Genomic DNA, 20,787 nt, shown 5'->3' on the forward strand with positions numbered 1-20,787 from the left:
GCAAAAAACCAACCGCAGGCAAGGTGTGAAGCGGAAAACGGGCGCTTCACGCAGCGTGCTGCATGAAGCGCGGATTTCAAAGCTGACTTTTATAGATTATCAATGGCGCGGCGGAGTTTTTCATTGACCTGCTCGGCTGCGCCGGCGAGCGCCGGGTTGCCGACAATCGATAGCATCTTTGCCGCATCAATCGCTGCAACGAATGATTGACCCTGCTTTTCATACACCACGACATTGCAGGGCAACAGCAACCCTAAATCGGGTTCGGCTTGCAAGGCTTGATAAGCGATGGGCGGATTGCAAGCGCCCAAAATCACATAATCATTAAACTCGACGCCCAGTTTTTCTTTGAGCTTGTCTTTGATATTGATTTCGCAAAGCACGCCAAAACCTTCCGCTTGCAAAACCGTTTTGGCGCGTTCGATGGCTTGAGGAAATGGCAGGTCAAGCGTGCGACCATAGCCATACTTCAAGTCGTTTTTGGCTGTTGAAATTGATGATTCGCTCATAAATTCTCTCCTTATCGGTTAAATTTTCTCCTTTCAAAAAATCTCAAGGCGCTTTGGACTCAGGGTCATCTTCCGGTCGAAACTCGACCTTGCAGGAATTGGCGGCTCAGGTCGAAACCCCAAACCTGGGTAACACCCAGCGCATCAGAATGAGATAGCCGATAAAAAACAGCAGTGGCATTAACCAATCGGACATGAAAATTATTCCTCCTCTTTATGAACAACTGTCAATACAGGACAGGGCGCGTAACGGGCAACGCGCATAGTAGTCGAACCGATGACCGTGGTATCTCTGAAACGGCGATGGCGCGCGCCCAAGACAATTAAATCGGTTGCTGTTGATTCGGCAATCGAAACGATCTCCTCGGGCGCATCACCGCTCACCGCAATCTCTTTCAAGCGGCACTGATTGCGCAGCGATTCGGGAACCCACTGACATAGCCGCTCTCGCCTTGCGGCTTCATTGGTCTCAGCATCGGCTTCGATAACATGCACAACCAGCAGTTCGGCGTTGAAAGCTTTGGCGACCGCAGCAGCGTATGCCAGGGCGCGATGCGCGGTTTCCGTAAAGTTGACCGGGCAGAGAATTCGCTGAAGACGAAAGGCTGTCGCTTCGCTCGCTTTTTCCGCCCGATGAACCGTCAGGACGGGACGATTGGTTTCACGTAAGACGCGCTCGGTAACTGAGCCGAGCAAGAAGCGATTGATGCCGTTATGCCCGTGTGTTCCCATTACAATCATATCGGCATTGCGGGCTTCGGCAGTATTGATGATTGCCGCGACTGGCAAATCATCAACCACGAAAATTTCCGTATTGCGAGTGTCGCCGATTACCTCTTTAACATAACTGTGCAAATTTTCGTGCGCTGCCTGTTTGGAATGCGCCAGCGTTTTTGCCATCGCTTCGACTTGTCCGGCGGTGAAATGCGGCGGCGGCAAAAACTGATGGGCGTACAAGACCAGCAAGCGCGCATCCATTTTGGCGCTCAAAGCTGTGGCATAACGCAATGCCGAAGCAGCAACATCGCTGAAATCAACCGGGCACAAAATCAGTTTGGGGTGAAAGTTGTTCATCACATCCTCCCAATCTCTTGACCTTCTTAAAAATTATTTCTTCAAATACAGTTCAGGATTTTTCTTCACCGTATCGCGACAATTCGGGCAACAGAAATAAACTGTGCGTCCATAGATTTCTGCGCTCACTTCTTTATTCACAGGTTCGCCGGTCACCGGGCAGGTGGTCACGCCATCGCCTTTCCCTAAAAATTTGTTGGGTTCAGGTTTCGCGCCCGGCAATTCATGGGGTTTATGCATCACCGCCATGCCTTCTTTGACAAATTCCGTAACCCCCTGCGCATGCGATTGAATCAACTTCACGACATACGGGTCGTTGGAGGTTTCGGTAATTTTTACGCCCTTTTCGGTTCGGGTGACGAGCAACTCGATTTTATCGGCGTGTTCAAAGAGCGCGGCAAACAGCGGGTCCCATATACGAATCGGTTGTTTGTTGACCAACCGTTCTTTCATGGCAAACGTGTGTTCGATAATCAAGGCTTTGACTTTCGGGTCGTTTGATTCCGTCGTGGCTTCAACGCCATTGGCGATATTTTTGACCGAGCGTTTGATTTTTTTGTTATCGGCAAACAGCGCATGGATGGTTTCCATATCCTGCATTCTGCCGCTATCTTGCATCATGCCTTTGCCCTGCATCATGCCGCCCTCTTTATTCATCGGGCAGTTGGCGCATTGCGCTTTGCCGTGTTGATGCTGCTGCGCAAAAACCGCAACCCCGAAAACCGCAATGATCATGGCAAAGATGGTTGTGGTCAGAATGGCTTTAACATTTAGCTTCATAATCAGTCTCCTTGTTTTTCAAGTATCAGTATTTCAACATCAATCAGGTAACCGGCGGGCGGTTAAGACCCGGAAGCCACGACTTGTTCTTTCATTTCCTCAAAAGCGATTTCCGGCTCAAGCTTGACGATAGTGTTGATTGAGTTCGAGATCAGACAATTGCGTTCGGCTTTTTCCAGTATTCGACCGGCGCGTTCGAGGTCGCGGCTTTGACGAATGACGAGTTTCGGATGCAGGGTGATTTCGGTAACTTTAAACCCTTCGCCTTCGATTTTTTCCAGTTTGCCGCTGGCGTTGCAGGTAAAACTCGTAAAGTCGAGTTTCGAGAGTTCGGCAATTGCCAGAAAGGTCGTCATAAAACAGACATTGACCGAGGCAACATAGAGATGCTCAGGCGTCCAGATATTTTCGTGCCCTTTGAATTCCGGTGGCGCAGCGATTTCAAGACTTGGCAGATGCAGAGCGCGTAATTCACCTTTGCGCGCTCCCTTCCATTCAACTTGGGTGTCATAAAAATACGGTAATTCGTTATTCATAATAATCCTTTCGGCATTTAATGCCTGCTTATGATTTGCAATATAATGTTCGACCAACTTCGTTTCCCTTTGCTGGCAGAAGAACCGACGATGCGCTTATGCCGTCGTCGTTTCTTTCGCAAGTCCTACACCTCAATCAGCCGCGGTTCCAATCGCTGATGGGTTGTCGGAATCATCCGAGGCATCCAGTTGTTCAGGCGGCGGCACACTTTCAGGTTCAGGTTCCTGGTGTTTCCTGCGTTCACTCAGGTAATACAAAATCGGCACCGTCATGCGTGAAAGCAGCAGCGATGCGACTTCGCCAGCCATCAACGAAATCGCCAAGCCCTGAAATATCGGGTCAAACAAAATCACCGCCGAACCGACGATGACCGCCGCCGCCGTCAGCATCATTGGGCGAAATCGCACAGCGCCCGCATCAATTACTGCATCAGCAAGCGGCATTCCCTGTTTCAAGCGCAACTCGACAAAATCAACCAGAATAATCGAATTGCGCACCACGATGCCTGCGCCCGCAATGAAGCCAATCATCGATGTCGCTGTGAAAAACGCATTCATCAATCCGTGCGCGGGCAAAATACCGACCAGCGAAAACGGAATCGCCGCCATAATCGTTATTGGGGTTTTGAATGATTGAAACCAGCCGACCACGAGAATGTAAATCAAAATCAACACGGCTGCGAAAGCTATCCCCAAATCACGGAAAACTTCATAAGTGATGTGCCATTCACCGTCCCATTTCATGGCGAATTTATTGGCGATGAACGGTTGCGTCGCGGTGTAACGCTCCATCGCGTAACCTTCCGGCAACTGCATATTTTCAATCGCTTCGTTGAGATTGAAAATCGCATAGACCGGGCTTTCAACGCTTCCCGCCACATCACCCGTGACATAAGTCACCGGCATCAGGTTTTTGTGATAGATGCTTTTGTCTTGCAGGGTTTCTTCGACGTGAACCAGTTCGCTCAGCGGTACGAGATTGCCGCGCCCGCCCATGACTTTGATTTGTTTCAAATCATCAACGCTTGAACGCTCCTGACGCGGCAGACGCAAAACAATCGGCAAATCCTCTTTCTCCTGCGGTTGATGCGCCAGTCCAACTTGCATTCCATCAACCGCTATCTTCAAGGTCGCGGCGACCTGTTCGGTTGAAACCCCATTCAAAGCGGCTTTCTGTTTATCGACCACGAAACGATATTTCGGCTGGTCGTCTTCGACATACCAATCGACATCCACGACGCCTTCGGTTTTATCGAAAATATCGCGAACCTGTCTGGCAATTTCGATTTGCCTGTTGTAATCAGGTCCGTAAATTTCCGCAACCAGAGTTTGTAACACCGGAGGTCCCGGCGGCACCTCTGCAACTTTGACGCGCGCCTGATATTTTGTGGCGATTTGTTGAACGAACGGACGCACACGTTTGGCAATCTCGTGGCTTTGGGTATCGCGTTCGCCTTTCGGAACCAGATTGACCTGAATATCCGCGACATTCGACCCGCGCCTTAAATAGTAATGACGCACCAACCCGTTGAAGTTGTAAGGCGAGGCGGTGCCAACATAGGTTTGATAGTCTGTGACTTCCGGCACCGTGCGAATGTAATCGCCAATCTCGCGAGTGAGTGCGGCTGTTTGTTCAAGCGTCGTGCCTTCGGGCGTGTCGATGATGATTTGAAATTCGCTCTTGTTATCAAACGGCAACATTTTCACCCGCACCAATTTGAAAGCCACAAGCGACATTGAACCGAGCAATAGAACCGTAACCAGCAATAAAAATCCGTATCGCCATTTCGGAAGGCGAATCAATCTGCTCATTACCGTGCGATAGAGTTTCGTTGCGCGCCCTTCTTCGGGTTCAACATGTCCGCCTGTGTGTTTAAGCAAGCGAAAACTCGCCCACGGGGTGACGACAAAAGCGACCAGCAATGAAAAGAGCATCGCGGCGGTTGCGCCAATCGGAATCGGGCGCATATAGGGTCCCATTAGTCCGCTCACAAAAGCCATTGGCAAAATCGCTGCGACGACGGCGAAGGTCGCAAGAATCGTCGGGTTGCCAACTTCATCGACGGCTTCAACGGCGATGTTCAGAATCGAACGCCCGCGATTTCCCGGCAAGTGATAATGGCGCGCGATGTTTTCAACAACCACGATGGCGTCGTCAACCAGAATGCCGATGGAAAAAATCAGCGCAAACAGCGTGATGCGATTGAGCGTGTAGCCGTAAAAATAGAAAACCGCCAGCGTCAATGCCAAAGTCACGGGAATCGCTATCGCGACAATCCCCGATTCGCGAAATCCCAACGTGATCCAGATAAGCAGAGCGACTGAAAAAATCGCAATCAACATATGAAAGAGCAATTCGTTCGATTTTTCGCTGGCGGTTTCGCCGTAATTGCGCGTGGTTGTCAATTGCACATCCGCGGGAATCAACTGCCCTTTCAGTTCATTGACTTTTTCCAAAACGTGGTCGGCAATTTCAATGGCGTTGGTGCCCTGGCGCTTGGCAATCGAAAGCGTGACCGCAGGCAATAACAATTGCGAATTGCGGGAGAGGCTCAAGCCTGCTGCGGATTGCGGATTGACTGCTTCGTTGCCTTGTTGGGTTGTCGGTTCTTTTGCTGCGCCATTGCCGAACATCACGTAATCGCTCGGTTCTTCGGCTGCGTCTTCAATGTTAGCGACCTCGCGCAAATAGACCGGACGATTATTGAAGACGCCGACAACGACATTGCCAACCTCTTCGGCAGTGTGCAGAAAGCCGCCGGTTTCAACTAAAAATTCGCGGTTGTTTGCTGCAAAACTTCCCGATTGTAACTGACGATTCGCCTGTTCGAGCATCGGCACCAGGCTTGCGGGCGCGACATTGTACGCCGCCATCTTCGCTTCATCCAAAGTGACGCGCAATTGCCGACGTTCGCCACCGATGATTTTTACTTCCGAGACATCTTTAATCTCTTTTATCTGGTCGTGCAGTTGCGCGGCGATGCGCCGCAAAGTGAAATGGTCATAGCGGTCACTGGAAAGCGTCAGTGCCAGAATCGGCACATCATCAATCGAACGCGGTTTGACGATGGGCGGAGTTGCGCCCTGCGGAATCAAATCGAAATTGGCGAGCATCTTTTGATTGAGGCGAACGATGGCGTCTTCTTCTTTTTGCCCGACATAAAACCGCACAACCACCATTGCCATCCCCGGCGAAGAAGTTGAATAGAGATATTCAACGCCGGGCACTTCCCAGAGTAATTTCTCCATCGGCTTGGTGACGCGCTCTTCGACCTCTTTCGCGGATGCGCCGGGCATCGCGACGAACACATCGATCATCGGCACGATGATTTGCGGTTCTTCTTCACGCGGCAACATCACGACCGCGCCGAGTCCTAAAAGAATCGCTGCGGCAATCACCAAAGGCGTGAGCTTTGAATCGATGAACGCCCGCGCCATTTTTCCAGCTATTCCAAGTTCTTCTTTCATCGCTTCAACCTCATTGCAACTGAATGCCGTCGCTCACCTGAGCAACATTATCAACGACGATGCGTTCGCCATCGTTTAAGCCCGATAACACTTCAACCCGGTCGCCCAAAGTTTTTCCGGTTTTAATCAAGCGAAACCGCGCGATGTGGTTATCATCGACCACATAAACGCCTGTCAGTTGTCCTTGTTGCACAAGCGATTTCTGCGCCACTGTAAGCGCCTGTTTTTGTCCTGTGATAAACCGCGCTTTGCCATACAAACCGGTGCGGAGTGTGGGTTTGGCGGAAAGTTCAATCTTGACCGTGTAGCTGCGACTGGCAGCGTCAGCCGTGGGCACGATTTCCGCAACCGTTCCTTCAAAAAAATCTTCGCCGAGGGCGTCGATTTGCACCTGAGCTTTTTCGCGCAAGCGAATCTTGCCGAGTTGCGATTCATCAACATTGGCTTCAAGCCGATAATTGGCGTTGTCTTCAATCGTCAGCAGCGGCACACCGGGCGCAGCCATCGCGCCGACTTCGATTGGTTTTGCGGTAACGATGCCCGCCATAGGCGAAGTGATACGCGCATAACCGACATAAATCTGCGCATTGCTGATGTCGGCTTTCGCCTGGTCAATGCGCGCTTGAATCTGTTTTTTTCTAGCTGCAAGGGTTTGTAACATGCGTTCGGCGCGTTCGACTTCGGCTTCGGCGACCTGATGTTTGGCGCGGACTTCGTCAAATTCCTGCGGGCTGATGGCTTTTCGTTCAAGGAGAGCTTGATAGCGCGCAAAGGTTGCAGCGGCGAATTTGCGATTGGCTTCGGCAGCATTTTTCGCGGATTCAGCGGCGCTGGCGGATTGTTCAACTTCGGCTACCGCTTGCTCGGCTTCTCTGAGTCCGGCTTGCGCTTTTTGCAGTTGCGCGTTGGCGTCGCGGTTATCGATTTCAATCAAAGTTTGCCCTGCACGAACCGTATCACCTTCGCGCGCGTGAAGGGCAAGCACCGCGCCCATAATTTTTGAGGACAGCGCCGTGGTGGTTTTTGATTTGACGGTTCCCGTGGCTTCATAAAAATCATCAACCGTTGCAAGCGAAATTTTTTCCGTTGCAATGCCCGCAATACTTCGCGGTTTTTCGGTTGATGCCTGTTGTTTTTTCTCGCAAGCGGTGGCGAAAAAACCGGCGAGCACAATGGTCAATGTGATTAAAAGTTTTTCTTTCATAAACGCCTCGTTAATTACCTAGCCAACAAATTCCTGGACATCGGTTAGTTTGCCGCTGGCAAGCAAAACATTGGCGTAACCGACATAATGTTCATAGCGCGCCGCCACTAAATTCAGGCGCGCCCGCACCAATGCAGTCTCGGCTTGCAAAACCTCTGTGATATTGGTGAGTCCTTCGCGGTGGCGGGCTTGTACGATTCTGAGAGCTTCCTGAGCGCGGTCAATGACGCGGCTGGCAACGGTCAAACGTTCGCGCGCCGAGACGAATTGCTGATGGGCACGCACCACTTCAAAGCGAATTTGACCCGCAAGTTGATCTTTTTCAGCATTGGCTAAAGCGCGGGCGGCATCTGCCTGATTGATGCGATTTTTGCGTCCGGCATCGAACAGATTAAAGGTGACGCTTGCGCCGACGAGATAATCGCTGCTGCCTTTGGCAAAGCTTTTATTGCTCGCGCCAAAGTTGGCAAACAAATCAACTCGCGGCAGATTTTCGCTCTTTGCGCCGCGCGTCTGTTCTTCGGAAGCGCGAACCGACAGACTGGCGCGGGTGTAATCCGGGCGATTTTCGAGAGCCTGGCGGATTAATTCATCAGCTTGGGCAACCGCAAAATTTTTTTCCACCAGTTGTCCGGTGATTTTTTGCGACGTGTTAATCGGCATGCCAAGCGCCGTATTGAGCGCCGCATAAGCGATGGCGATGTCGCCTTCGGCTTGAATCTGCTGTTGACGAAAATCCGCGAGTTGAACTTCGGCGGAAAGTAAATCCGAAGTGACCACCATTCCGACTTCGACCAGGTCGCGTATGCGTTTGACATCGGCTTCGGCGGTTTTGGTGGCTTCGTCTGCCACGGCTTTTTTGGTTTGGGCAAGCAATACGCCGTAATACGCCCGCAACACTTCAAAGCGCAATTGTTGCTGGGCTTGAGAAGTTTGCGTGTCAGCCTGCTGCTGGCGAATCTGCGCCTGGGCGATGCGCGTGGTGGTTTGTCGCTGATCAAAGAGCGGCAATTTCAGGGTCAGCGAGGTACGAAAATTGTTCAGCGCATCGGGGTTGTTAAGCGATTTGAGATCGAAATTTTGCGCCGTGAATTTTCCCTGTTCAAGCAAGGAGCCGAAAACAAAGACCGGATTGTTGCTGCGCGTGAGGGTTTCATTGAATTGCAATACGGGCAAACGACCGGCGCGCGCTTCACCGAGTTGCGCGTCGGCAATTTCGCGACCGGCGCTGGTGGCGCGCATCAACGGGTTGGTGCGCAAAGCGATTTCGACAGCCAGCGGCAAGGTCAAATCTGCGGGCGCGATAGTTGTAGCGGTCGAATCGTCCGCCGAATTTTGCGCCCGTGCCTCGGAAATGAAACTTGCGCTGAATAAGGCACAAGCCAGCAACAGCGCAAGCGATTGAGTCAAACTTTTTTTCAGAGCAAAAAACATTTTAGCCTCCGTCCTGGTTGGCGAAGCGGTGAGCCTGAAGCATTGAATGTTCAAGCGCACTCCTGATGGCAGCGCGACTTCGGGCGACTTTATAGCTGCCTGCCGACCAGGTCTTTTTCGTCTTTGGCGCCTGCCCAGCGCAGGATGGTCATCATCGGACACCAGTTGGTGAATGCCGACTGAATCAAATTGAATGACACAAAGAAGACCAGCAGAAACCAGTAAGGGCTGTGATAAAAAGCCAGCGCCGCGCCGACCAGCACCACCACACCGGCAATCAAACGTAAATACCTTTCAACTGTCATTAGCCTTTCCTTCCTTTCTCCAAGACGGAGAGGCTTTCACGTGAAAGCCTCTCCGCTTTTCCCGTTTATTGATTTGTCAAACACTATCCGCTTATTAGCTATATTACCATATAGTAATATAATAGCAACTAAAATTTCAATCGTCTCTATCAAAGCGTCAAGGGTTACGCGACTGGCGCTGGCGATTCGTAAACGCGCCAGCGCCAGTTTTTTCACATGCTCAGGATTTTGCGGCAATGCCCGTTGATTTCCGAGCGGCGCGTCTCAAGCATTCGCGGACTTCTTCATCCGTGATTTGAGAAAAATCTCTGTACCAGCGACCCACGCCGTCAAACGGTTCTATGGTCAGCGTACAGACACATTCATCGGCGAGGCGTTGAAAAAGTTGACAGACATCGGGCGGCGCAACCGGAACCGCAACGATGATTTGCGCCGGTTGCTGAGCGCGCAACGCTGCGACAGCCGCGCGCATGGTGGCGCCGGTCGCGAGTCCGTCATCGACTAAAATGACCACCCGACCTTTGAGGTCTGGCATCGCTTCAGCGTTGCGATAGAGTTGTTCGCGCCGTTCGAGTTCAATCTGTTCTCTGGCGATAACCGATTCAAGTTCCGCTGATGAAATCGCGAACTCAGCGACAATGTCCTGATTGATAACCCGCGCGCCGCCGCTCGCGATAGCCCCCATCGCCAGCTCTTCATAATCGGGAACGCCGAGTTTACGAACCACGAAAACCTCAAGCGGCGCGTTAAGCGTCTGGGCAATTTCAAAAGCCACCGGCATCCCACCGCGCGGAAGTCCTAAAACCATGACATCCGCACGATTGGCATAAGGCTGAAGCTTTTCGGCAAGCACTTGCCCAGCTTCCCGGCGGTCTTGAAATAGGCTTATCATAACCTCGCCTTTCTCACATCCGGCAACCGCAGAAAACCGTTTCAGTAGCCCTTTTGCGCTGCCGATTGCGTAAACTTTTACGATTGCGTCATGAGAGCAACCATTGTGCCTGTGCGAATCGCTTCTATTTTTCGGGTTGTAACGGAATTTCTGGGGTTAAATGCTCAAGCATTGCGCAATATTGCGCGACTAACCAATATTGGTTCAGCAATGGGGCAATTTTCATTTTTATGAGAGTGATTTCGCAACAAGGTGAGCAAAAGGTTGAACGGGCGTTCAACCCTTTGCTCGTTGAAAGGATAATTTTAACGGAACCTTCCACCTGCCCAGAGTGGAAAGCCTTGCGCATTGCGTAGCGTCAGCGTTCGGCTGCCAATTTTGAGTTCACGCACAATCAGCGCCTCACTCTCATTGTCTTTTATTCTTGAGCCGATAGCTTCCACGCGATCACCTTTGGTGAAGCTATAGCCCTGCTTGGTCAAATAGCTTGCGGGACCCAGATGCAAACTCGCCATTTCCGAGCCAGTATTGACCAGCAGATGGATGCCCCCCCAGCGATTACGTTCGGTTACGGTTTTTACTTCGGTAACTGTTCCTTTAATCGTGGTTTCGGTTTCCGGGTTGTATCTGGGAGTGCCTCTTTGCAGCCCGGAAAACAGGGGTAGAACCAAACTCATCATTAAAATAACCAGGGTTTTCATAACCTCAACCTCCTAAGATTTATTTACCGCCGCCTTTGGCAGTAATTTCAATTTCGAGAATCGTTGTGCTGTTGGAAATCAATTGCGGACGGAAAAATGTGCCTGCCAAATCGCCCGGATCGAGCGCATCCAGGAAAGCATTGCGCGGCACACTGTAATTGATGCCGCCAAGCGTGTAGCTGGCTATCGGGTCAAGCGTAAAGGTTAATCGCCACCAGCCAAGCTTTTGGGTTTGCGTGGCGGTGCATTGATTCAACTGCCAGTTAAAGCCATAGACGGTGCTTCCGGAAACATTGACTTCCGCGCCGTAACCGCCGCTGCCATCCAAACCGAATTTTTCGTACACGGCGCCGTTGAATCCACAAGGCGCTTTGGGAATCGGGTTGCCGCCCGGACCATCCAGTTTTTCTATTTTCAGTCGCGCATTAACCGAAAAGACGGTTTTGTATAGTGACTCATAGGTGGTGACATCGGCTCCCCACATCTCTGTAGTTCCCTGCCCATAGAGATGCCCCATCGTATAAGCCGTCATAGCGGGCAAGAGATTTTTGTAAAGCACGGTTTCAACCCGAATCACCTGTCTCGGTGTCCATCTGGTATTCAACAGATTGTCAGACCAGTTGACGACGACATGTTCACCGTTCAGTAAATCGCCATCAGCAATGGTTGCCCGCCACACACTGGGATTTTGTTGTGGGTAAAAGATGGTGCCGTTGTTGATATAAATGTGATTCATATCAAAATAAGGCAAGGTCACTGTGCCTTCTTCCGGTCGCGGACGCATTCCGGTGTCTTGGATTGTCGGCAAACCGGTTATGCCGTATCCTTCGGCAAAGATATTGGGAACGGAAAGATTGTTGCCAAAACCTTCTTCATCTGCGGGCGGTGTGCTGGTCACATTGATGGCGAGATTGCTGCTCATTTCGCCAAAATAGCCGACGCCTTCCTGAATCATTTGCCACTGTAGGTTATAAGTTCCAACCGTCAGCGGTGCTCTGATATTGAAAACAAAGGTGGTCTCTTCGCCTTCACCGACGGTGACCGGAAGATTCACTCTACTGACGCCCCAGATGAGGTTATCGGGCGGATTTTGTGAAGCCAGTTTATAACCATTCTGCAATGTCCAGGTGGTTGTCCCCATGTTTCTCATGCGAATCGTAATGCCGAAGGTTTGTCCGATGACCACTGTGGTCGGGGCGGTTTGCGAAATAAACCTGGCGTCATTAGCTCCCCCGATGTCTGTGACATTGATGAGAAAATTAGGAGTAATCGCGCCGAAAAAGCCTGTCCCCTCTTTCATCATCTGCCACTGAAAATTATAGGTGCCGGGGATTGCCGGAGCCGTGAAAGTGAAGGTGAAGGTTACGGTTTCTCCGGGTGTGACGGCTTTCGGTAAAGCCACTGTAGAGAGACCCCACAGGGAATTTAAGGGGGGATTTTGCGTTCCCAGTCGATAGCCCTTATCGCTTGCCCAGGTGGTTGTCCCGATATTTTTTAAGGTAATTGAAGCGGTGGCTGACAAATTGACTTTTAATGGCGTCGGCACCGTTTGCGCGATGAATTGCGCATCATCGGAGCCGCCACCTGCACCGATGACATTCACTTCGACATTCGTGGACAGTTGCCCGAAGAAGACTGTCGAGGTGCCGCCTTTGCCTTCGCGCAACATTTGCCACTGAAAATTGAAAAGTCCGGTTTGTGACGGAGCAGTAACCAGGAATTTAAAGGTTGTGGATTTGCCCGGCGAAATCGCTTGCGAAGAAGCGATATTGACGCGGTTCAGTCCCCAGGTCAGATTATCCTGCGGATTTTGCGAGCCAAGCTTATAGCCAGCGCCTTTTGACCAGGTGCTGGTGCCGATATTTTTCATGGTGACGGATACTTCATAGGTTTGTCCGGCAACCATGCTCAGGGGAACTGTCTGGCTGACGAATTGCGCGTCATTGACGCCTTCTTCCCATAAAGCCAACGGCGTTGCCGAGGCGTTTGGCAGTAAAGCAAAGGTGATGAATGCGGTTAATGTGAGGCTCACATAAACGAAGAATTTAATTTTACTTTTCATGATGATTCCTCCTTACGCAGTGAGGGCTTCGGAACCCTAAAGCGGTTCCTTTGGCTTCACCGCTTTTGCGTTAGGGAATCACCCCTAACGCTTCATTCATTTTTCTGTGTGGTTTTTTCATGGTTTTTCTCCTCGCGGTTGTTTGCGGGATGAACTTGAGGCGTTTTTTGCATAGCGAACAGATTGCAGCATTCAATCAGGGCAAGCGTCGGGCTTACCCTGATTGAAGTTTGAACCACGCAGGTCAGGGTTCTCCTTCTGGTTTACGGGGTTAATTCCACATCGGGCGTCCCAGTTCGTTGCGCAGTGTGAGGGTTCGCCCGGTTTCGCGGTTTTTAATAAATTCAATGACGTAGATGTCATCGAACAGACCGGATGGATAGGCTCTGATTTTCAGTCGTTCGTTGGCTCTCAGTTCAAAATTCTTTTCCAGCATAAAGCGGTTGGGCGCGGTAATAAACGTCAGGCGTTTGCCGCCTTTCATCGCCGTGAATGACCCGTAAGCTTGACCGATACCCGGATTGACGCTTTCAATCGTGCATTTGAGCGCCTGTAGATTTGCCGGATTGATGTCCAGATAGGCAGCCCCGCCGCCATAACCGAAACCGCGTTCGGCAAATTGCTGGCTGCCTGTCCAATTGGGTTGCCCTGTGCCATCGCGCAAGATTAAGGTGTCGTTGGTGGTTAAATTATTTAACTCGACGGCAACGTAGGTGTTTTCATACCACAGGGAGGGAAACCCTTTTACAGACATGCGGTCGCCGATATTGATATCGAATCCGCTTTGCAGAATCAGGTAATAGGGGCCGGTCAAAATGGTCACATCGCCGCTACCGTTTAATGACAGCACAAACGAGGGGAATTCCTGCCCGGCAGCCATATGGGTGCTCAGAACGATGCCTTCGAGCGTCGTGATGTTTAGCGTGCCGGCGGGCGGAATCCATCCCCAGCAATCGCCCATACGGTTATTGCCATCCTGCCCATAAGCATTGCCTCTGGAACCTTGCTGACCGTTATTGCGCGTCCAAAGCGGGCTGCCGTCGTCTTCGCGCAAGGTGAGCGTGACACCGGTGGTCAAATCATTCAGTTCGACAGCCGCGTAAACATTATCAGGCCACAAGGAACGGAAGGCTTCGACCCGCATCCGGTCGCCGACAGTAATCGTAAAGTTGTTTTCCACAAGATAACGATAAGGGCCAACCATTATGGTGATTTTGCTGCTATCCGAGAGCACCATAACGAATGACGGATACTCCAAGCCCATTCCCATATTGACGCTGACCACGATGCCTTCAAAAGTAAAGATGGTCGCGTCGCCATTGCTGCACCCGTGGCAATCGCCCATGCCGCCATAACCGGGACCGCCGCGATTCGTCCAAAGCGGTGAGCCGTTGGCATCCCGCAAGTTTAAAATTTCGCCGGTGGTCAGATTGTTTAAGGTAATCGCGATGTAGGCATCCTGATACCAGAGCGAGTAATAAGCCTCGACCTGCATGCGGTCGCCCACGCGAATGTCGAAACCACTATCGAGTAAAAAGTAATATGGCCCGGTAATAACCGTCACCTGCCGACCATCAGGCAAAGCCAGCGTGAATTGCGGGAACTCCTGCCCGATGCCCATATCCGTGCTTGCTACGATGCCTTCAAACGAAACCACCAATGCCGGATTGACCGCAGGTGTAACCGTTGCCTGAGCCTGTGCCGGACGCAGCCCGGTTGCCATTGTCATGGCAAAGATAAGTATTGCCGATAAATTGATGAGTGCTAGTTTACGCATAACCTTTATCTCCCCTTTCAGTGTTGACTACCACCTTGATTTTTTTATTCAACGGCTAGCGGTGCATCGGTTATGCCAGAGCGATTTATGCTTTGTTCACCCTTCAACTATGTGCTTGATTTTTCGGCATTAGCGCGGCGTGATGCAGAAAAAATTTTTCTCACGGCAATTCATTGAGTGGCAGGTAAAATGCAGATTTTGCATTCAGGCAATTAGCCATTGTGGGTTTTGCACCAGCGGCGATGAGCGTTGATTTATTGCGCAAAACCGCAAGATTTATTGAGTGCAGGATGGGTTTGGTTGAATCGTCTTGCGTCGCGGCATTGATTATTCGGGGGGTTTTCCTTTGCCGGTCAACCCGTATTCTTTCAATCGGTATTGCAAGGTTCGCAGGCTGATATTGAGGCGGTCGGCGGCAGCAGAACGATTCCAATCGGTTTGCGAAAGGGTTTCAAGAATCGCCGTCCGTTCAATATCCGCCAGGGTTTTGCTTACCGCAAGCGTCGAGACCGAATTTAAAATTTGCAACGGCAAATCTGCCGGTTCGATGCTTTGCTGGGTTGCGACAATCATGACGCGCTCCATGACGTTTTTGAGTTCGCGCACATTGCCGGGCCAATCATAACTTAAAAGCAATTCCTGAGTTTCCCTGGAAAGGGGTTTCGGCGGTTGTCCGGCGCGTCCGGCAATCTTGGCAAGAAATAATTCCGCGAGCGGTAAAATATCCGCCAGGCGTTCACGCAGCGGCGCAAGCCAAAGGGGAAAGACATTCAAGCGATAGTACAAATCCCGACGAAAGGTTCCTTCCTCAATCGCCTGCTCTAAATCCTTATTGGTCGCGGCAATGAGTCGCACATCAACGTTAAGGTAACGGGTACTGCCGAGGCGCTTGATTTGTTGTTCTTCAAGCGCCCGCAATAATTTCGCCTGCAAAGGTAAATTCATCTCGCCGATTTCATCGAGAAACAATGTGCCGCCACTTGCCAGTTCAAATAATCCTTGCTTGGATTGCCGCGCATCGGTAAATGCGCCTTTTTCATAGCCGAACAGTTCCGATTCCAGCAAGGTTTCCGGCAATGCCGCGCAATTGATGGCAATAAACGGCGCCTGTAGGCGCGGACTCTGATGATGAATATAATGAGCAACCACATCTTTTCCGGTGCCCGAGTCTCCCGTAAGCAGCACCGAGGTAGGAAGGGGAGCGACTTTTGCGGCAAGCCTGAATACCTCTTTCAGTTGCTCGCTGCGGACAATCAGGTCTTCGGATTTAAACGCCTTGCCTTCGGCAAAATCTTTATCCGCGCCTTCGTTTTCGCGAATGAGTTTTGCCGCCAGTAACCGCAACTGCTCAGGATTTTTCAGCGGTTTGGTTAAATAATCCTGCGCGCCGAGTTTAATTGCGCGAACCGCGGTTTCAATAGCGCCATAAGCGGTCAGGACAATGATTGGCGTGGCGATGGCTTGCGCTCTTGCCCATTCAATCAAATCCAATCCGGTCATTTTCGGCATATGGTCATCGGTGATGATTAAATCGAAATGGCGCTTTTCGAGCAGTTGTCCCGCTTCTTTGCCATCGCTTGCGGTTATCACCGTGTAGGCATTTTTTAAGACCGCCGTGAGAAATTGCCGATAGGCAGGTTCATCATCGATTACCAGAATGGTGTGAGTTGACCTGGTCATCACTTTAGCTCCTTGAGAGGGCGAAAACTTTTGGCATAGCGGTTTGTTTTTGCGGCGCAGAAAGCGGCAAACGGATGGTGCAGCGCGCGCCAACCAGCGAACGATTTCCCAGCGTAATCGTGCCTCCCAATTGTTCAATCAACTGTCTGGAAATTGCCAGACCAAGCCCACTGCCTTTCAGTTTAGTGGTGGCAAAGGGTTGAAATAATTCTTCGGGGTCTTGACTGCCAATTCCTGGTCCCTCATCGTCAATATGAATAACTGCCTGGGCGTTTCGCTTATCGAGAATGACGGAAATCTGAATGCTCTCGGCGTGGGGCGCGGCTTCAACGGCATTGCTGATGACATTCCATAACACTTGTTTGACATTAGCTTCATCGGAATCCATTAAAATAGCGGCTTCGCTCGTATGGAGTTTGATAGCCGGAAAAGTCTGGTCGGGATTGGCGCGTAAGGTGGCAATGACTTCGGCAAGCAGGTTTTGCAAATCGAATTGCTGTAGCAGAGGCGCTTTGAACCGGGCAAAATTGAGCAGGTCGGTAACCAGTTGCTCGAGGCGTTCGGCTTCGGTGATGACGGTTTGCAACAAAGGTTGCGTGGAATGCTCTTTCGGCAATTCTTCCTGCACCACCTGCGACAACCCCTTCATCGCCCCCAGAGGATTGCGTATTTCATGCGCCAGGGTTGCCGCCATTTTGCCTAATGAAGCCAGTCGGCTTTGCGATTCCTCTACGGCTTTAAGCGCCAGAAAGCGCCTGAGCATTTTAAGAAAATACAGTGCCAGTAAAATCATCGACAGAATTGCCAGACAAACGACCATCAGATAGATGTAAGCTTGACGGGTAATAAATGACGCTGGTGCGGTGTAAAGCCCCAGATGAATCGTCCATTGTCCGCTGGGGATTGCACTTTCGGGATGCTGAAGAACCGGAACCGACTCCTGAAAAAGAAAGAGCGAGACACCATTGCGATTTACATAGGTTTCCCTGGTGGTTGAAACTTCATCCCCAACTTTGCCCGCTTGCGCTAAGACTTTCCCGGTCTGGTCGGTCAAAAGAATATAAACAATGCGCTGGGGTTGACGGCTTAACGTATCATCGAGCACCTCTTGCCACAAGGCTATATCCAGGCGACGATTCGGCCCGCGGGTGCGTAAATCTATGGACGAAGCAATTTCATGCCCGGAATTTTCAAGGTATTTATCGCGGAACGCGAACAGCGTAGAAAAGATATAGGCGGCGCTGATTCCCAATCCCAGACACACCAATGCAATCGCCAACAGGAAGGCGCTTTTAGGAAACGACAACAATTTTTTAGACGCTGACTCAGACATTCATCACCGCATGATTTCGCAGCTTTTATGCAATCGCCGCTTTATATCCATTCTCCGTTTGATTGACTACAGCAACCGCTGTGCCTGCATTGGCTCTACGATTTATCGAATGCCACAGCACAAGGTTGGGGTTAAATGCTCAGGGGTTGCGTAATATTGCGCGAGGACTTTGCTATAGCTTTCAAGAAAATGATATTTCAAAAACACGCGCTCAGGCAGCCCAAGCCAGTTCCTCTGGTAGGCTGCACAACGACAAAATCGCTTGTGGCGCTTGCGCGAATTTGCTCAGTGCCTGCTCGACCTTCGCCGTCAGTGCGGCAAACGTCGGAAAGTAGTGCAAGTGCGTCTCCTGCTCTTTGAGCTTCTTCCAGAGCTTCTCGATCGGGTTGTAGTCGGGCGAATAGCCCGGCAACTGGAAGACCGTCAAGCGCTGCGCGTGCTCAGCAAAGAAGCGTTTCGTCTCGGCGCTCGTGTGATAGCGCGCCCCATCTTGAATCAGGATGAGCGGTTCGCTCGTTTGCCCCAGCACTTGTTGCAAAAAACCAATGTAGGCCGCCGAGTTCAAGCGCCCTTCCTGGCCTTGATGAAAGAAGCGTCCGCTGAAGTAATCGATCAGCCCGAAGACTTTGTAGCCTTTGCGCTTCCCCGAAGTCTTGACCACCGGTTGTTGGCCACGCCGCGCCCAAGTGTAGGTGAGCGTCCCCCACTGCGGAAAGCTCGCTTCATCACCAAACAGCAGCAGCGCCCGCAAGGCGCGCGCCTTGCGCAGAATCTGCGGCCAGGTCTGCGTGCAAAAGCGGCGGCGCTCGATCTCATTGAGATGATCGGAGACAAAGGCGGCTTTCTGATAACTGAAACCGAGGTTGCGCAACAACTCGGCGATATAGAAGACGCTGTAGCTGACTGAGAAGCGGTCGAGGATGAGTTGTTGAATCATGGGCGAGCGCCAGCACGCCCCACTCAAACCGCAAGCCTGCGGCCCAGCCTCGATCAGACGGCAGAGTTCCTGCTGTTGGCTTTTGGTCAATTTCGGACGACGCCCGGTCGATGGTTTGAAAGCGACGCCGCGCACGCCATAGCAGAGGAATTGGTGAACATAACGTTCGACCTGAGCCGAAGACAGTTGCAGCACTTGAGCGGCCTGGGCGGTATCTTGATAATGGACGACCGCGAAGATCGTCAGAATAAATTTAACCAGACGAAGATCGCCACGTTGCTTTGCGGCGACGAGTTTGCGGTCAAGGGCTTGGCGTTGGGGGGTGGTTATGGTAAGACGAAAGTTGAGCATCTGGAGACTCCTTCTGTTTGTGAAAATGGAAATTGCAAAACAGCAAGAGCATTTCCAGATGCTGTCATTTCGTCAACCGCCACCACGATTGTTTCAGATTTTCAAAGATCCTTTTTCTTGAGGTCTATACTTCAGTGAGTGCTACGAGCGGCGAACCGGCGATGGCGAACTCTTTGCGCTGCTGCCATTCTATCGCTGCTATCGCGCCTTTGTTCGCGGCAAGGTTCTCAGTTTCAGGCTGGATGAGCCGGAATTCAGCGCCGCAGAGCAAAAGGCTGCAACCTTGCGCGCCAGGCATTATTTTGCCCTTGCCAGACGTTATGCGACGCCGCTGCACAAGCCAACCCTCATTGCCGTGATGGGACTTTCGGGAACCGGAAAGACCACTGTAGCGCGCGCCATCGCCGGGGAGTTGGGGTTGCGTGTGCTTTCCTCTGACGCCATACGTAAATCGCTCTTCGGAAAAGCCGGGCGACCATTCGGGTATGGCGAAGGAGCATATAACCTGGAAGCGAATCGCCTGACCTACGAGACGCTGATGGCTCAAAGTCGGACTTTGCTGGACGCCAGCGGCGGGGTGATTTTGGATGCCACCTTTCAACGCGCCGAAGACCGGGCGATGGCGCAAGCTATGGCGATTTGGTCGGGGGCAAACTGGCGATTGCTTGAGTGCCAATTATCGCCTGAGTTGGTGCAATCACGGCTCGCGGCTCGCGCCGCTCAAGCCGACGTATTGTCCGCTGCGACGTGGGAGGTCTATTTGCGACAGCGTGAGCAGTTTGAACCTTTCGATAATCAGACAACCGGCGTCAAGCATCTGGCGCTCGACACCAGCCGCAACCTGGCAGTAATCAGTCGCGCTGCCACCGACTGGCTTCGGGAAAATGATCAACAGGGGCACTGACGGTAAGGAGCAGGTTGATGAATCAGACGAACCGCGCGAGACGAACCATCCTGGGCTTGGCGACATGGGTTTTAATCTGTTTCTTCCTGCCCTGGGTGCAACTGAGTTGTATGGGAATAAGCGATTCGGTCAGCGGGTTTGACCTGGCGCGCGCGGGCGACAGGGTGCTGTGGTTGGTGCCGTTATTGATGCTGGTGATTGTGGTGCTCGGCTTGGCGCGATGGCTCTGGGAAAAACTGCCTGCGCTCTTTGCCTTAACTGCTACGGTTGGCGGTGGCTTCAGCGCTTATTTGATGTATGCCGAGCGATTGAGCCTGAACGATTCGCCGAAACTGATAGCAACGCAATGGACTGCGGTATTCTGGCTCGGCTTTTTGGCAGCTTTGGGCATTGTTGCAACTGCTTTCTGGTTTTATGCCAGGCAAATTAGAGCGCCATAATTTTCATGACTTCGGCATTCGGGAAAACACAACTTTTAGGGCGACGACCGGTTGCTGGTTTTGCTTGCATATCAAACGGCATTGCCTTGTGCAATGCCAGGAGTTGTGCAATGCCAAGAGTTGTGCAACACCAAAGCGATGATGCATTGCGGAAATTTGAACTGTTTCACTTTCAGTATTCGCACTGACTTTTATTTTTACATACTGGTCGAAGATAGTACGTAAATCCGGTCTTTATCCTGGCATTCCTTTTGCGTGATTTGCTTAATTAGGTGAGGCGTGGTCATAAATCATGCCGCCCTCAAAAGTGCTTTGATTCCTTTACCTACCGTCTTGCCTTGCTCGTATTGATAGAGCAAGACAAGTTGGTAGATTAAGATCGCTCCCAAAGCCAAAAGCT

The 20,787-nt window shown here is 51.4% G+C and carries 17 protein-coding genes; 2 read left to right on the forward strand and 15 right to left on the reverse strand.

All coding sequences use genetic code 11. The features are described 5' to 3' along the window. Window positions 1-89: 89 nt before the first annotated feature. From AB1757_09450 to AB1757_09520, 15 genes are all read right to left on the reverse strand, one after another. Entirely contained in the window at window positions 90-509 is a 420-nt protein-coding gene (locus AB1757_09450) for a DUF302 domain-containing protein (protein MEW6127252.1), read from the reverse strand. A gap of 201 nt (window positions 510-710) precedes the next feature. After that, window positions 711-1,583, reverse strand: a complete 873-nt coding sequence (locus tag AB1757_09455; protein ID MEW6127253.1) for a universal stress protein — start codon at window positions 1,581-1,583, stop codon at window positions 711-713. A 33-nt stretch (window positions 1,584-1,616) separates the two neighbouring features. Beyond that, window positions 1,617-2,363: a hypothetical protein gene (locus AB1757_09460; protein MEW6127254.1), complete on the reverse strand. Its 747-nt coding sequence runs from the start codon at window positions 2,361-2,363 to the stop codon at window positions 1,617-1,619. Between the two features lie 62 nt (window positions 2,364-2,425). Further along, entirely contained in the window at window positions 2,426-2,899 is a 474-nt protein-coding gene (locus tag AB1757_09465) for an OsmC family protein (GenBank protein ID MEW6127255.1), read from the reverse strand. Between the two features lie 132 nt (window positions 2,900-3,031). Then, window positions 3,032-6,367: an efflux RND transporter permease subunit gene (locus AB1757_09470; protein ID MEW6127256.1), complete on the reverse strand. Its 3,336-nt coding sequence runs from the start codon at window positions 6,365-6,367 to the stop codon at window positions 3,032-3,034. Window positions 6,368-6,377: 10 nt separating this feature from the next. Next, window positions 6,378-7,571, reverse strand: a complete 1,194-nt coding sequence (locus AB1757_09475; protein MEW6127257.1) for an efflux RND transporter periplasmic adaptor subunit — start codon at window positions 7,569-7,571, stop codon at window positions 6,378-6,380. An 18-nt stretch (window positions 7,572-7,589) separates the two neighbouring features. After that, window positions 7,590-9,005 (reverse strand): TolC family protein, encoded by a 1,416-nt coding sequence (locus AB1757_09480; GenBank protein ID MEW6127258.1) that lies wholly within the window; start codon window positions 9,003-9,005, stop codon window positions 7,590-7,592. Between the two features lie 89 nt (window positions 9,006-9,094). Further along, window positions 9,095-9,310 carry a DUF2892 domain-containing protein gene (locus tag AB1757_09485; GenBank protein MEW6127259.1) on the reverse strand — a complete coding sequence of 72 codons (216 nt, stop codon included), beginning with the start codon at window positions 9,308-9,310 and terminating at the stop codon, window positions 9,095-9,097. Between the two features lie 220 nt (window positions 9,311-9,530). Beyond that, entirely contained in the window at window positions 9,531-10,202 is a 672-nt protein-coding gene (locus AB1757_09490) for a phosphoribosyltransferase (protein ID MEW6127260.1), read from the reverse strand. 305 nt (window positions 10,203-10,507) lie between these two features. Continuing rightward, complete coding sequence (locus AB1757_09495) at window positions 10,508-10,903, reverse strand: DNA-binding protein (protein ID MEW6127261.1); 396 nt, start codon at window positions 10,901-10,903, stop codon at window positions 10,508-10,510. A 19-nt stretch (window positions 10,904-10,922) separates the two neighbouring features. Then, complete coding sequence (locus AB1757_09500; GenBank protein ID MEW6127262.1) at window positions 10,923-12,965, reverse strand: NBR1-Ig-like domain-containing protein; 2,043 nt, start codon at window positions 12,963-12,965, stop codon at window positions 10,923-10,925. Between the two features lie 271 nt (window positions 12,966-13,236). Continuing rightward, window positions 13,237-14,742, reverse strand: a complete 1,506-nt coding sequence (locus AB1757_09505) for a hypothetical protein (protein MEW6127263.1) — start codon at window positions 14,740-14,742, stop codon at window positions 13,237-13,239. A gap of 327 nt (window positions 14,743-15,069) precedes the next feature. Beyond that, complete coding sequence (locus AB1757_09510; GenBank protein ID MEW6127264.1) at window positions 15,070-16,422, reverse strand: sigma-54 dependent transcriptional regulator; 1,353 nt, start codon at window positions 16,420-16,422, stop codon at window positions 15,070-15,072. Window positions 16,423-16,426: 4 nt separating this feature from the next. Next, window positions 16,427-17,755, reverse strand: coding sequence for an ATP-binding protein (locus AB1757_09515; protein ID MEW6127265.1), 1,329 nt, complete (start codon window positions 17,753-17,755; stop codon window positions 16,427-16,429). Between the two features lie 211 nt (window positions 17,756-17,966). Then, window positions 17,967-19,043: an IS630 family transposase gene (locus tag AB1757_09520; GenBank protein MEW6127266.1), complete on the reverse strand. Its 1,077-nt coding sequence runs from the start codon at window positions 19,041-19,043 to the stop codon at window positions 17,967-17,969. Between the two features lie 283 nt (window positions 19,044-19,326). Between AB1757_09520 and AB1757_09525 the strand changes: the two genes are divergently transcribed. Together AB1757_09525 and AB1757_09530 are read left to right on the forward strand one after the other, a co-directional pair. Then, on the forward strand, window positions 19,327-19,947 hold the full coding sequence (locus AB1757_09525; protein ID MEW6127267.1) for an AAA family ATPase: 621 nt from the start codon (window positions 19,327-19,329) through the stop codon (window positions 19,945-19,947). A 17-nt stretch (window positions 19,948-19,964) separates the two neighbouring features. Next, window positions 19,965-20,387, forward strand: a complete 423-nt coding sequence (locus AB1757_09530) for a hypothetical protein (GenBank protein MEW6127268.1) — start codon at window positions 19,965-19,967, stop codon at window positions 20,385-20,387. Window positions 20,388-20,787: the final 400 nt, after the last annotated feature.

This window comes from Acidobacteriota bacterium, from assembly GCA_040754075.1.
GTDB lineage: Bacteria > Acidobacteriota > Blastocatellia > UBA7656 > UBA7656 > JBFMDH01.